This window comes from Kitasatospora sp. NPDC056531 (assembly GCF_042794375.1).
Classification (GTDB): domain Bacteria; phylum Actinomycetota; class Actinomycetes; order Streptomycetales; family Streptomycetaceae; genus Kitasatospora.
The window spans coordinates 1-13523 of sequence record NZ_JBHTTU010000009.1 but is presented as its reverse complement, the minus strand read 5'-3'; the positions used below and the strand labels follow the sequence as shown (position 1 = coordinate 13523).

Here is a 13523-nt window from a genome sequence, read left to right as displayed (position 1 = left end):
CAGGAGGAAATCCATGTCCGCCGCAGCAGTGGAAGAGCCCGTGCAGCAGCCGACGCTGCTCGAAGCCGCAGAGCTGATCTCCAACCAGCTTCCCGGCTACCGGGTCGAGATCATCGGGAGCCAGATCACCGTGACGCCGCCGCCGAACATCAAGCACAGCCGATCGCTGACCAAGATCATGCGCCTGCTGTTCGCCGCCGGTCTCGAAGACGATGATGCCGAAGTCTTCCAGAATGTGGGCATTTGGCTGCCGGACGGCCCGTCTGACTTCGCGATCCCCGATCTGGCGATCCTTGACGCGCACAGCGATGATCGGTTGATCGAATACAACTGCTATGACCCGGCAGTCTTTCGCCTTGTGCTGGAGGTGACCTCCTCCAATTTCGGCGACGATCTGAAAAAGAAGCCCGCTGCCTATGCATCTGCCGGGGTGCCGGTTTACGTGATCGTGGACCGGACGAACCAGCGGGTCATGGTGCTCACGGACCCGCAGGACGGCGAGTACCGGGTGCACGCTGTCCACCATCCTGGACAGTCGTTCACGCTGCCGGAGTCGATTGGCGTGTCAGCGGCGCTTTCGGTGGACGATGTGCTCACCGCAAAGAAGTAGTTCAGACCGCCGTCGGCAGCGTCAGGCGGCCGTCGTGGACCTCGGCGATCTGGTCGACGGCCGTCAGGTGGGTGCGGTCGTGGGTGACCAGGACGGTTGCGGTGGCCCGGCGGTGGGTGAGGTCGGTGATCAAGTCCAGTACCGCTGCGCCGCGTTCGTGGTCGAGGGCGCTGGTGGGCTCGTCGACGAGCAGGACCGTGGGGTCGTTCATCAGCGCGCGGGCGATGTTGACGCGCTGGCGCTGGCCGCCCGACAGCTGGTGGGGGCGGCGGCCCGCCTGGTCGCGCAGGCCTACGGAGTCGAGCAGTTCCAGGGCGCGGGGGAGGGCTTCGCGCGGGGAGCGGCCGTCGAGGTGGGCCATCACCTGGAGCTGTTCCACGGCGGTGAGCGAGGGCAGCAGGTTGGCCTGCTGGAAGACGATGCCGATCTTGGTGCGGCGCAGGGCGGTCAGGTCGGCGCGGCTGAGGGCGGCGGTGTCGGTGCCGTCGACCACCACCCGGCCGGAGTCCGGGGTGATCAGGGTGGCCGCCACCGCCAGCAGGCTGGACTTGCCGGAGCCCGACGGGCCGACCACGGCCGTGATCGAGCCCTTGGGGACGGTCAGCGACACGTCGTCCAGGGCGGTGAGCCGGCCGTCGCCGTCCGGGTAGGTGAGGGTGATGCGGTCGAGCGTCAGGCTCATCGGGCGCTCCCCAGGGCGGTCAGCGGGTCGACGGAGGTGATCCGGCGGATGGACAGGGCCGCGCCGATCGCGCCGAGGGCGATCATGACGAGGGCCGGGAGGAGGACGGTCGGGGCGTCCAGGACGAAGGGCACGGCGGACCCGATCAGCGCGCCGAAGCCGGACGCGATCGCGGTGCCGACGACCGTACCGAGCGCCAGTAGCAGGACGGCCTGGCCGAGGGCGTCGCGCAGCAGGTAGCGGGTGGAGGCACCGAGGGCCTTCAGTACCGCGATGTCGCCGCTGCGCTGGATCGTCCAGACGGTGAAGAAAGCGCCGATGACCAGCGCGGAGATGGCGAACAGGAAGCCGCGCATCAGCTGGAGGGAGCCGTTCTCGGAGGTGTAGGAGCCGATCGCGGCCAGGGCGTCGTCGCGGGTGCGGGTCACGGTGGCGTGGCGGGCGTCGGCGGCGGCGAGATCGACGCCCTTCGTGGTGTGGAGGGCGATGACCGTGGCGTGGCCGGCGCCGCCGGGGGCGAACTGCTGCCAGTCGGTGAGGCTGGTCCAGATCACCGGGGTGTGGCTGTATGCGGCGTCTCCGTCGACGACGGCGACCTGTAGCCGGTGTCCGGCGAGGGTGAAGTCGGCGCCGGGGGCGAGGTGGCCCAGGTTCTCGGCGGCGGCCTTCGACAACACGGCCTGGCCGGGGGCGATCCGGCCGCCCTGCGGGGCCAGGTCGGAGCCGTCCGGGACGCCGAAGGCGGAGAGCGCGGCGGTGCGCTGCCCGGCGGTGGCCTTGGTGGTGGTGATACCGAGTGGCTGGGCGGAGGTGACGCCGGGCTCACGGGACCAGGCCTGCCACTGCTCGGGGCTGACCTGGGAGTCGGTGAACGAGAGCTTCTGCCCGTCGGCGGGCTTGCCGAAGACCAGGTGGTCGGCGGGCAGGCCGGTGATCGCGGAGATGTTCTGCCGGCCCAGTCCGGCGGTCAGCCCGGACAGCAGGCCGACCAGCACGGTGATCAGCACGATGACGGTTCCCATCAGGGCGAACCGCCCCTTGGCGAACCTCAGATCCCTCCAGGCGACGAACACGGTGGACCTTTCCAACAGATGACGGGTGCTTCCTCCACTACGGTCTGCGAGAAGGGGCCGCGCGGGCATCGCGCCGGGGATGGTTTCCTGGGCATCAAAGGGCAGAAGCGGAGTTCAACCTTTTGATTGATGCCGGGTCTCGGGCTCGGAACTTAGGCTGGAGGGATGGCGACCGAACGATCCCGAACCACCCCCGTCGCCCGCGTCCTCCAGGTCTGCCTGCACCTGCTCGTGGCGGGCCTGCTGCTGCTCGCCGTCGCCCGCTCGGTGTTCGTCGACCGGGGCGGCGATCCGGCCGCCGTCGCCGCCGCGGCCTCCGCGATGGCCGCCGGGTACGCCGTCGGGCCGAGGCTGGCCGCCGTCCGTACCTCCCGGCGGGCCGCCGGGCTCTGGCTGGCGCTGCTCGGCGGCACCTGGGCGGGCCTGCTGGTCGCCACCCAGGACGGGGTGTGGCTGGCGTTCCCGCTGTACTTCCTGGAGCTGCACCTGCTCGGGCGGCGCAGCGGGCTGGTGGCCGTCGGACTGACCGCGGCCGCGGCGATCGCCGCCTGGTCCTGGCACCAGCACAGCTTCAGCCTCGCCGCCTCGATCGGGCCCGCGCTCGGCGCGGCCGTCGCCACCGCCACCGTGCTCGGCTACCAGGCGCTGTACCGGGAGAGCGAGGAGCGGCGCCGGCTGATCGACGAACTGACCGCCGCCCGCGCCGACCTCGCCGCCGCCCACCACACCGCCGGGGTGATGGCCGAGCGCGAGCGCCTCGCCCGGGAGATCCACGACACCCTCGCGCAGAGCCTCAGCTCCATCCAGCTACTGCTGCGGGCCGCCCAGCGGGCGCTGCCCGAGCGCACCGAGGCCGCCGCCGGGTACGTCGAGCAGGCGCGGCAGGCCGCCCAGGACAACCTGGACGAGGCCCGGCGCTTCGTTCGGGCGCTCACCCCGCCCGCGCTGGACGGCGATCCGCTGCCGGTCGCGCTGGAGCGGCTGTGCGCGACCACCACGGCGCACAGCGGTCTGCCCGTCCACCTGCACGTCTCCGGGGATCCGGTCCGGCTGCCGGCCGCGCAGGAGGTGGCGCTGCTGCGGATAGCGCAGTCGGCGCTCGGCAACACCGTGCGGCACGCGAAGGCCTCGCGGGCCGAGGTGACACTCAGCTACATGGAGGGCGAGGTGGCGTTGGACGTGTTCGACGACGGAGCCGGGTTCGATCCGGCGGCGGTCGCCGGCCGTACGGGTGGGGACGGCGGCTTCGGGCTGCCCTCGATGCGGGCCCGGGCGCGGGCGCTCGGCGGCAGCTTCACCGTCGAGTCGGCGCCCGGGGAGGGCACGGCGCTGGCGGTGCTGCTGCCGGTCACCGCGGAGGTCGGCCCGTGATCCGGCTGCTGATCGCCGACGACCACCCCGTGGTGCGGGCCGGGCTGCGGGCGGTGCTGGAGAGCGAACCGGACTTCGCCATCGTGGCGGAGGCCGCCACCGCCGAGCGGGCCGTCGAGCTGGCGGCCGAGCCGGGGGTCGACGTGGTGCTGATGGACCTGCAGTTCGGGCCCGGCTCGGCGATGAACGGGGCCCAGGCCACGGCGGCGATCACCGCCCGGGCGGGCGCGCCGCGGGTGCTGGTGGTCACCACCTACGACAGCGACGCGGACACCCTGCCGGCGCTGGAGGCCGGTGCGACCGGGTACCTGCTGAAGGACGCGCCGCCCGAGGAACTCGCCCAGGCGGTACGGGCCGCCGCGGCCGGGCGCAGCGCGCTGGCGCCGAGCGTGGCGGACCGGCTGCTGGAGCGGATGCGGGCGCCCGCGGCGGCGCTCAGCGCACGGGAGACCGAGGTGCTGGGGCTGGTCGCGGACGGGCTGACCAACCAACGGATCAGCCAGCAACTACACCTGAGCCAGGCCACCGTGAAGTCGCATCTGGTGCACATCTACACCAAGTTGGGGGTCGACTCGCGCACGGCGGCGGTACGGGAGGCACGGGGGCGGGGGCTGATCCGCTGAGCGTGGGGTGGGGCCGGTCCGCTGGGCGTAGCGTGGGAACGGTCCGTGCCCGTAGCAGTGTGAGGAGCGCCCCGATGACCGTCCGTCTCGACGAGCTTGCCGTGCCGGTGATCGGCTCCCCGATGGCGGGCGGGGTCTCGACGCCGGAGCTGGTGGCGGCGGTGAACCGGGCCGGTGGGCTCGGGTTCCTGGCCGCGGGCTACCGGAGCGCCGAGGCGATGGCCGAACAGGTCGCCGCCGTGCGGAAGTCGACCGACCGGCCGTACGGGGTGAACCTCTTCGTCCCGGCCCCGCCCGGGGATCCGGCGGCGGTCGCCGCCTACCGGGAGCGGCTGCGGCCGGAGGCCGAGCGGTGGGGGGTGGCGCTGCCGGAGGAGATCGGGCCGGACCGGGACGGCTGGGAGGCCAAGCTCGCGGTGCTGCTCGCGGACCCGGTGCCGGTGGTCTCGTACACCTTCGGGCTGCCGACGGCCGCGGAGGCGGCGGCGCTGCGGGCGGCGGGGACGCTGCAGATCGGCACCGTCACCACGTCGGAGGAGGCGCGGGCGGCGGAGGCGGTCGGGATGGACGCGCTGTGCGTGCAGGGCCCGGAGGCCGGCGGGCACCGCGCCACCCACCGGGTCGCGGACCTGCCGGGGGAGGCACCGCTGCTGCAGCTGCTGCCCGCCGTACGGGCGGTGACCGCCATGCCGCTGATCGCCGCCGGCGGGCTGGGCGACGGCCCGGCGATCGCGGCGGCGCTGCGGGCCGGGGCGATCGCGGTGCAGTTGGGGACGGCGCTGCTGCGCTCCGACGAGTCCGGCGCCTCGGCCGCCCACCGGGCCGCGCTCACCGAACTGCCGGAGACCGTCGTCACCCGCGCCTTCACCGGCCGCCCGGCGCGCGGCCTGCGCAACGCCTTCATCGACCGCCACGGCCCGTACGCCCCGCCCGCCTACCCCGAGATCCACCACCTCACCGCTCCGCTGCGTGCGGCCGCCACCGGCCGCGGGGACACGGATGCCATGCACCTCTGGGCGGGCACCGCCCACCGGCTGGCGCGCACGGGCCCGGCGGAGGAGATTGTGGCGCAGCTGTGGAGGAGCGCGCGGGGGTAGTGCGCCCGGCGCGTGCCGGGCGAGGCGTTCCGTCCCCCGCAGGGCTGGATTGAGCGGGAAGCGCGCGGTAACGCATAAGACACAACTTAACGTCGGCGACAAGAACGGGGACTGGTCCCGGTGGTACGACATCAACATTCCGCTGGCGGAAGCTCGCTACGAGCAGTACATCAGTGAGAAGGACAAGGGAGCACGCGCATGAAGGGCCGTAGCTGGACCGAGGTGTGGGCTGAGGCGCAGCGGATCAACCCGTGGCTGGCCTCACCGGAAGCGGAGGCGGACCGAGCCCGGATCCGACAGGAGACGCTGGCGCGGATTCGCGGCTACGAGCTCGCCGAGCTGCGCAAGGCGGCCGGGCTGACCCAGAAGGAGGTGGCCGGGCTGATGGGAGTGAGCCAGGCGCGGGTGTCGCAGATCGAGCATGGTCAGGTGGACAGCCTGGACAACCTGCGGGCGTACGCCGCCGCGATCGGCGGCGAGGTCGAGGTGGCCGTCAGGCAGGGGGAGCGGACGATCAAGGTCGCCTGACCGTCCGCTCCGTCCCGGCCTCAACTGAGCAGGTTCGCCATCCAGGACTCGACGGCCTCGGCCGTCCTCGGCAGCGCGCCGGACATCAGGTGGGCGCCGTCGGCGGTGATGACGAGGTCGTCCTCGATGCGGATGCCCATGCCGCGCAGCTCCAGGGGGAGGGTTTCGTCGTCGGGCTGGAGGTAGAGGCCGGGTTCGACGGTGAGGACCATGCCCTCCTCCAGGGTGGCGTCGAGGTAGCGGTCGGCGCGGGCCTGGGAGCAGTCGTGGTAGTCGAGGCCGAGCATGTGGCCGCTGCCGCAGAGGGTGTAGCGGCGGTGGAGGCCGTTGTCCTCGGCGAGGGCCTGGTCGGCGGGGACGCGGAGGACGCCCCAGTCGGCGAGGCCTTCGGCGATGACGCGCATGGCGGCCTGGTGGAAGTCGCGGAAGCGGGCGCCGGGGCGCAGGGCGGCGATGCCGGCGCTCTGGGCGGCGAGGACGAGGTCGTAGGCCTGGCGCTGGATCGGGGTGAAGGTGCCGCTGAGGGGGAGGGTGCGGGTGATGTCGGCGGCGTAGAGGGTGTCGGTCTCGACGCCGGCGTCCAGCAGGAGCAGGGAGTTCGGGTCGAGGGCGCCGTCGTTGCGGATCCAGTGCAGGACGCAGGCGTGGGCGCCGGAGGCGGCGATGGTGGTGTAGCTGGTGCCGTTGCCCTCGGCGCGGGCGCGCAGGTCGAAGACGCCCTCGATCCAGCGTTCGCCGCGGTGGTGGCGCAGTGCGGTGGGCAGGGCGCGGACGACGTCCTCGAAGCCGGTGACGGTGTGGTCGACGGCGAGTTGCAGCTGCCCGATCTCCCACCTGTCCTTGATCAGTCGCAACTCGGCGAGGACGGCGGCGAGTTCGCCGTCGCGCAGGTCCGCGCGGGGGCGCCCGGTGGCGGAGTCGACGAGGGCGTCGGTGCCGGCCAGTACCCGGGTGGGCGGCTGTGGTCCGGTGAGCAACTTGCCGAGGTCGTCGAGGTGTTCGGTGCGCAGCCCGGTGAGTCGGGCGGCTTCGGCGAGGTCGGGCCGGCGGCCGACCCAGAACTCGCCGTAGCGGCGGTCGCGGTAGAACTCGCCGCCGCTGCGCGGGGAGCGCGGGCGCAGGTAGAGCACCGGTTCGTGGCCCTCGGGGCCGGCCGGTTCGAGGACGAGGACGTGGTCGGCCTGGTCCTCGCCGGTGAGTCCGGTGAGCCAGGCGTACGCGCTGTGCGGGCGGAAGCGGTGATCCAGGTCGTTGCAGCGGACCTTGAGGCGTCCGGCGGGGACGATCAGCCGCTCGCCGGGGAAGGCGGCGGAGAGCCGGTCCCGGCGGCCGGGGAAGCGGTCGTAGCCGGGGACGCGCTGGTCGGCGGGGAGCGGGGTGGGGGTCCAGCGAACGCCCATGAAGGCGTCCAGGTCGGGGGAGACCGGGAGGTCGTGGCTGCCGGTGTTGAGGCCGGTCTGAGGGTTGGTCACCGGTGAACTCCTAGGCGGGGCTGGGGAGGTGAGGGCGCACGGACACGGCTGGGTAACGACCGGCGCCACCTCTTGTGCAGTGCAATTTCACATTACTATGTTACGGGTCACACAGCGGAGCGGCCAGAGCAGGCCCCCCCACAGCGGAGTTGCACATGACCAGGCGCACCCATGCCCTCCTCGCGGCGGCCCTCGCGGCGACCCTCACCCTCGGCCTCGGGGCTTGCAAGAACGACAAGAGCGACAGCGGCGGCGACAACGCCGCGGCCGGCAGCACCAGGGCCCCCGGTGCCGCGTCGGGGACGATCGTCGGCGGCACCCCGGTCAAGGGCGGCACCCTGACCGTGCTGTCCAACCAGGACTTCGCCCACCTCGACCCGGCCCGCAACTGGACCATGCCGAACATGGACTTCGGTATCCGGCTGCTCTACCGCACCCTGGTCACCTTCAAAGCCGAGCCCGGCGCGGCGGGCAGCGAGATCGTCCCCGACCTCGCCACCGACCTCGGCAAGTCCTCGGACGGCGGCAAGACCTGGACCTTCACCCTCAAGGACGGCGTCAAGTACGAGGACGGCACGCCGATCAAGTCCGCCGACGTCAAGTACAACGTCGAGCGCTCCTTCGCGCCGGACCTCACCGGCGGCCCCGACTACGCCCAGCAGTACCTGGCCGGCGGCGAGAACTACAAGGGTCCGCTGAACGGCGAGCACCTGGCCAGCATCGAGACCCCCGACGACAGGACGATCGTCTTCCACCTCAAGCGCCCGGTCGCCGAGTTCTCGTACACGGCGACCCTGCCGACCTTCGCCCCCGTCCCGCAGTCCCAGGACAAGGGCACCCAGTACGACCTGCGGCCGTTCTCCTCCGGCCCGTACAAGATCGAGACCTACGACCGCGGCAAACAGCTGGTCCTGGTCCGCAACACCAACTGGGACCAGTCCACCGATCCGGTTCGCAAGGCCTACCCGGACCGGATCGTGGTCACCGAGGGCCTCAAGGGCGGCCAGGTGGACGACCGGATCATCGCCAGCGAGGGCGCGGACGCCTCCGCGGTCGAATGGATGAACCTGCGGCCCGAGTCGGTCGCCAAGGTGCTGCCCAAGGCGGATGTGAAGTCCCGGCTGATCGCCGAGCAACAGGGCTGCACCGACATGCTGTACCCCAACACCTCCAAGGCACCGTTCGACGACCCCAAGGTCCGCGAGGCGCTGATGTACGCGGTGGACCGGGACGCCCAGGTGACCGCGAACGGCGGCCCGGCGATGGGGGACGTGGCCACCTCCTACCTGCCGCCCGCGCTGTCCGGCGGAACCAGGCTGGACCCGCTGAAGATCCCGGCCACCGGGGACCCGGAGAAGGCCAAGCAGCTGCTCAAGGACGCCGGCAAGACCGACCTCAAGGTCTCGCTGACCGTCTCCTCCGGCGACAAGACCCGGGCCGAGGCCCTGCAGCAGTCGCTGGCGAAGGTCGGCATCCAGGTCACCATCACCACCGCCGACCCGTCCGTCTACTACGACACCATCGGCGACACCAAGAACGCCCCCGACCTCGCCATCGTCGGCTGGTGCCCGGACTACCCCTCCGGTGCCACCTTCCTGCCGCTGGTCTTCGACGGCCGCACCATCAAGGAGAAGGGCAACCAGGGCAACGTCGAGCAGTTCCGCGACCAGGCCACCGAGGACCGGATCGACCAGATCAACGCGATGACCGACGTCGACGAGGCCAACAAGGCGTGGGTGCAGCTCAACGAGGACCTGATGAAGAAGGCGCCCACCGTGCCGATGTTGTGGCAGCGCCGCCCGCTGCTGGCCGGGACGAACGTGGCCGGGGCCTTCGGTCACCCGGTGTGGACCGGTCAGTGGGACTTCGCCACGATCGGCCTCAAGGACCCCTCCAAGAGCCAGGGCTGAGGGACCGTCCGATGAGTACCACCATCGAAACGGCCACGGCCGACACGGTCGGGGCGGGCCCGGCGAAACGTTCCGGCCGCGGGCCCTGGCGGCTGGTCTGGGACCAGCTCTGGGCCAAGGGGTCGGCCCGCTTCGGCCTGGTCGTCGTCGCCCTGCTGGTCCTGCTCGTCGCCCTGGCCGGGCCGCTGAGCGCGCTCGGCGGCTGGAGCCCCGAGGAGTTCGACAAGCGCGCCGTGGACCCGTACCTGGGCGGACTGCCGATCGGAGACTTCGGCGGGATCGGCACCCGGCACTGGCTGGGCGTCGAACCCGCCACCGGGCGCGACCTGTTCGCCCGGGTGCTGCACGGCGGGCAGGTCTCGCTGCTGATCGCCTTCACCGCCACCGCCGTGGTCGTGGTGACCGGCACCCTGGTCGGCATCGCGGCCGGCTACTTCGGCGGGCGGACCGACACCGTGCTGTCCCGGCTGATGGACCTCACCATGTCCTTCCCGTCGCTGATCTTCATGATCTCGATGATGTCGGTGGCCAAGGACGTCAACCGGGTCCTGCTGATCACCCTGGTGATCGGGATGTTCACCTGGCCCGGCATCGCCCGGGTGGTGCGGGGGCAGACCCTCTCGCTCAAGCACCGCGAGTACGTCGAGGCCGCCAAGGTCGGCGGTGCCCGCTCCTGGCGCATCCTCACCCGCGAGATCCTGCCCAACGTCTCCGGGCCGATCATCGCCTACACCACGCTGCTGGTCCCCGGCATGATCGCCACCGAGGCCGCGCTCAGCTACCTCGGCGTGGGCGTGCGCCCGCCGACCCCCTCCTGGGGGCAGATGATCGCCGAGAGCATCAGCTTCTACGAGACCGACCCGACGTACTTCCTGATCCCGACGGCCTTCCTGTTCCTCGCCGTGCTCGCCTTCACCCTGCTCGGCGACGCGCTGCGCGACATCCTCGACCCGCGGGGAGGCCGGTCGTGATCCTCTACCTCGGCCGTCGGCTGCTCGGCGCGCTCGGCATCCTGCTGGCGATCTGCGCGATCACCTTCACCATCTTCTACCTGTTGCCCGCCGACCCGGCGGTGGCCGCCTGCGGCAAGACCTGCAGCCCCGAGCGGATCGCCGAGGTCAAGGCCGCGATGGGGCTCGACAGGCCGGTCTGGGAGCAGTTCGCCACGTACGTGGGCGGCATCTTCGCCGGGCGCGACTACGGCAGCGGTCCCAGCGCCACCCACTGCGGCTTCCCCTGCCTCGGCTACTCCTACGAGTACTCGCTGCCGGTCTGGAACCTGCTCACCGACCGGCTGCCGGTCTCCGTCTCGCTGGCCGTCGGCGCGGCCGTGCTCTGGCTGGTCCTCGGCCTGGGCGCGGGCGTCACCTCGGCGCTGCGCAAGGGCGGGGCGACCGACAAGACGCTGATGGTGCTCTCGGTCGGCGCTGCCTCGCTGCCGGTCTACTTCACCTCGATCATGCTGATCTGGGGCGTCGTCAGGACGGCCGGTCTGCTGCCCTACCCGGCCTACCACGCGTTCACCGAGAACCCCGTCGAGTGGGCCTCCAACCTGCTGCTGCCGTGGATCGCCCTGGCCCTGCTGTACGCGGCCATGTACGCCAGGCAGAGCCGGAACTCGATGATCGAGGCGATGGCCGAGCCGTACATCCGCACCGCCCGGGCCAAGGGCCTGCCCGCCACGACCGTCGCGGTCAAGCACGGGCTGCGCTCCGGGATGACGCCGATCCTGACCATCCTCGGGATGGACCTCGGCGGGCTGCTGGCCGGTGCCGTCATCACCGAGTCGATCTTCGGACTGCCCGGGGTGGGACGGCTCTTCTACGACGCGCTGGTCCGCTCGGACCAGCCCGTCATCCTCGGCGTCACCCTGCTCGCGGCCGCCTTCATCGTCGCCGCGAACCTGCTGGTCGACCTGCTCTACGCGTACGTCGACCCGAGAGTGAGGTACTGATGACTCTCCTGGAAGTCGAGGACCTCGGGGTCCGTTTCGACACCCCGCGCGGCACCGTCCGGGCCGTCGACGGCATCTCCTTCACCGTCGAGGCCGGGCGTACCCTCGGCCTGGTCGGCGAGTCCGGCAGCGGCAAGTCCGTCACCTCGCTCGCCGTCATGGGCCTGCACCGCGGCGCCGCCGTCACCGGCTCGATCCGGCTCGGCGGGCAGGAGCTGAACGGGCTGGGGGAGCGGGAATTGGGCGCCGTCCGGGGCCGGCGGATCGCGATGATCTTCCAGGACCCGCTGTCCAGCCTGCACCCCTTCTATACCGTCGGCGAGCAGATCGCCGAGCACTACCGGGTGCACTTCAAGGCGGGCCGGAAGGCCGGACGGGCCAGGGCCGTGGAGATGCTGGCCGAGGTCGGCATCCCGGAGCCGGCCCGCCGGGTCGACGAGTACCCGCACCAGTTCTCCGGCGGCATGCGCCAGCGCGTCATGATCGCCATGGCGCTCGCCTGCGAACCCGAGCTGCTGATCGCCGACGAGCCCACCACCGCCCTGGACGTGACCGTCCAGGCGCAGATCCTCGACCTGATCGCCCGGATCCAGCAGGAACGCGGCCTCGGCGTCGTGATGATCACCCACGACCTCGGCGTGGTCGCCCGGGTCGCCCACGAGGTGCTCGTCATGTACGGCGGCCGGGCGGCCGAACAGGCCCCGGTGGAAAGGCTGTTCGCACAGCCCGCGCACCCGTACACCCGCGGCCTGCTGGACTCGCTGCCGCGCCTGGACGACACCGACGACGCCCCGCTGCGGGCCATCCCCGGCAGCCCGCCGTCGCTGATCGTCCCCGCCCCCGGCTGCTCCTTCGCCCCGCGCTGCGCCCGCACCACCGCCGCGTCCGTCGAGGAGCACGCCCGCTGCCTGGCCGAGCGCCCGGTACTCGGCCCGCTCGCCCCCGGCCACCAGGCCGCCTGCCACCTGCCGCTGGTGCCGGAGGGAGCGCTGTGACCGCTGTGACCGACCAACCACTGCTGTCCGTACGGGACTTGGTGAAGACGTTCCCCGGGCGGCGCGGCCGCACCGGGCGGGCCGGGGCGCCGATCCGGGCCGTGGACGGGGTCAGCTTCGACCTCGGCGCGGGCGAGACGCTCGGCCTGGTCGGCGAGTCCGGCTGCGGAAAGTCCACCACCGGGCGGATGATCGTCCGGCTGCTCGACCCGACCTCGGGCACCGTCACCCTCGACGGCATCGGGATCGGCGGCCTCTCCCAGGCCCAACTGCGCCCTCATCGAAGGCACTTGCAGATGGTCTTCCAGGACCCGTACTCCTCGCTCAACCCCCGCCAGACGGTGGCCCGGATCATCTCCGAACCGCTCCTGGTCCAGGGCGCGGGCGCGGCCGAGGCTCGCAAGCGAGCCGCCGAGCTGATCGAGCTGGTCGGGCTGATCCCCGAGCATCTGGACCGCTACCCGCACGAGTTCTCCGGCGGCCAGGCGCAGCGCATCGGCATCGCGCGCTCGCTGGCCACCTCGCCGAAGCTGGTGATCGCCGACGAGCCGGTGTCCGCGCTGGACGTCTCCATCCAGGCCCAAGTGGTCAACCTGATGGAGCAGTTGCAGCGCGAGCTGGGCCTGGCGTACGTGTTCATCGCGCACGACCTCTCGGTGGTCAAGCGGGTCTGCGACCGGGTCGCGGTGATGTACCTGGGCCGGATCGTCGAGATCGGCGACAAGGCCGATGTGTACGGCAACCCGGCGCACCCGTACACCCGGGCGCTGCTGTCCGCCGTACCGCTGCCGGACCCGGCCGCCGAGCGGGCCCGGGAGCGGATCGTGCTGCTCGGCGACCCGCCGAGCCCGGCCAACCCGCCGGCCGGGTGCGGCTTCCATCCGCGCTGCCCGAAGGCGCAGGAGGCGTGCCGGACGGAGCGGCCGCTGCTGCGGGTGGTCGGAACGGGCCTGCGTGAGGCGGCCTGCCACTTCCCGGAGGCCTGAGGGCCGCCACAGACCCCCGGTCGGGCGCGGCGGGGAACCTCACGAGGGCCGCGTCCGATCGGGTTCCACCGCTCCGCGGCTGCCGGGCGCTCGCTCGGCGGCTTTTCGGCGTCCGCCCGGCATCCGGCTAGTACTCCAGTGCGACTTCGCGATCTACGTGCTTGAGGGGACGGAGAGTCGCCGCCGGTAGTGGCTGCGACGCGCTGAGGCTTGGTGGCTTCT

13 protein-coding genes are annotated in these 13523 nt (G+C 72.1%); 10 read left to right on the top strand and 3 right to left on the bottom strand.

The window, feature by feature from the left end; all coding sequences use genetic code 11:
• The first annotated feature begins 13 nt into the window (after positions 1-13).
• Complete coding sequence (locus ACFQ87_RS11565; protein ID WP_380610463.1) at positions 14-610, top strand: Uma2 family endonuclease; 597 nt, start codon at positions 14-16, stop codon at positions 608-610.
• A 1-nt stretch (position 611) separates the two neighbouring features.
• On the opposite strand, the gene ACFQ87_RS11560 is transcribed toward ACFQ87_RS11565, so the two are convergent.
• Complete coding sequence (locus ACFQ87_RS11560) at positions 612-1292, bottom strand: ABC transporter ATP-binding protein (protein ID WP_380610462.1); 681 nt, start codon at positions 1290-1292, stop codon at positions 612-614.
• Positions 1289-2365, bottom strand: coding sequence for an ABC transporter permease (locus ACFQ87_RS11555; protein WP_380610611.1), 1077 nt, complete (start codon positions 2363-2365; stop codon positions 1289-1291). Before ACFQ87_RS11555 ends, ACFQ87_RS11560 begins: the two co-directional genes overlap by 4 nt.
• Before the next feature lie 165 nt (positions 2366-2530).
• On the opposite strand from ACFQ87_RS11555, the gene ACFQ87_RS11550 reads away from it, so the two are divergent.
• The 4 genes from ACFQ87_RS11550 to ACFQ87_RS11535 all read left to right on the top strand — a co-directional run bounded on the left by ACFQ87_RS11550 (position 2531) and on the right by ACFQ87_RS11535 (position 5984).
• Positions 2531-3736, top strand: a complete 1206-nt coding sequence (locus ACFQ87_RS11550) for a sensor histidine kinase (RefSeq protein WP_380610461.1) — start codon at positions 2531-2533, stop codon at positions 3734-3736.
• On the top strand, positions 3733-4359 hold the full coding sequence (locus tag ACFQ87_RS11545) for a response regulator (RefSeq protein ID WP_380610460.1): 627 nt from the start codon (positions 3733-3735) through the stop codon (positions 4357-4359). Before ACFQ87_RS11550 ends, ACFQ87_RS11545 begins: the two co-directional genes overlap by 4 nt.
• Positions 4360-4433: 74 nt before the next feature.
• A complete protein-coding gene (locus ACFQ87_RS11540) occupies positions 4434-5456 on the top strand; it encodes a nitronate monooxygenase (protein ID WP_380610459.1) in 1023 nt (340 codons plus the stop codon).
• 198 nt (positions 5457-5654) lie between these two features.
• The gene (locus ACFQ87_RS11535; protein ID WP_380610458.1) at positions 5655-5984 is read left to right on the top strand and encodes a helix-turn-helix domain-containing protein; all 330 of its coding nucleotides are present in this window, start codon (positions 5655-5657) and stop codon (positions 5982-5984) included.
• A 20-nt stretch (positions 5985-6004) separates the two neighbouring features.
• On the opposite strand, the gene ACFQ87_RS11530 is transcribed toward ACFQ87_RS11535, so the two are convergent.
• Positions 6005-7456, bottom strand: a complete 1452-nt coding sequence (locus ACFQ87_RS11530; protein WP_380610456.1) for an aminopeptidase P family protein — start codon at positions 7454-7456, stop codon at positions 6005-6007.
• Between the two features lie 155 nt (positions 7457-7611).
• On the opposite strand from ACFQ87_RS11530, the gene ACFQ87_RS11525 reads away from it, so the two are divergent.
• The 5 genes from ACFQ87_RS11525 to ACFQ87_RS11505 are packed head-to-tail and all read left to right on the top strand — an operon-like array spanning position 7612 to position 13301.
• A complete protein-coding gene (locus ACFQ87_RS11525; RefSeq protein WP_380610454.1) occupies positions 7612-9366 on the top strand; it encodes an ABC transporter substrate-binding protein in 1755 nt (584 codons plus the stop codon).
• Positions 9367-9377: 11 nt separating this feature from the next.
• Positions 9378-10337, top strand: a complete 960-nt coding sequence (locus tag ACFQ87_RS11520; RefSeq protein ID WP_380610453.1) for an ABC transporter permease — start codon at positions 9378-9380, stop codon at positions 10335-10337.
• Complete coding sequence (locus ACFQ87_RS11515) at positions 10334-11320, top strand: ABC transporter permease (RefSeq protein WP_380610452.1); 987 nt, start codon at positions 10334-10336, stop codon at positions 11318-11320. Before ACFQ87_RS11520 ends, ACFQ87_RS11515 begins: the two co-directional genes overlap by 4 nt.
• Entirely contained in the window at positions 11320-12315 is a 996-nt protein-coding gene (locus ACFQ87_RS11510; RefSeq protein WP_380610451.1) for an ABC transporter ATP-binding protein, read from the top strand. Before ACFQ87_RS11515 ends, ACFQ87_RS11510 begins: the two co-directional genes overlap by 1 nt.
• Complete coding sequence (locus ACFQ87_RS11505; RefSeq protein WP_380610610.1) at positions 12279-13301, top strand: ABC transporter ATP-binding protein; 1023 nt, start codon at positions 12279-12281, stop codon at positions 13299-13301. The genes ACFQ87_RS11510 and ACFQ87_RS11505 overlap by 37 nt, the downstream gene beginning before the upstream one ends.
• Positions 13302-13523: the final 222 nt, after the last annotated feature.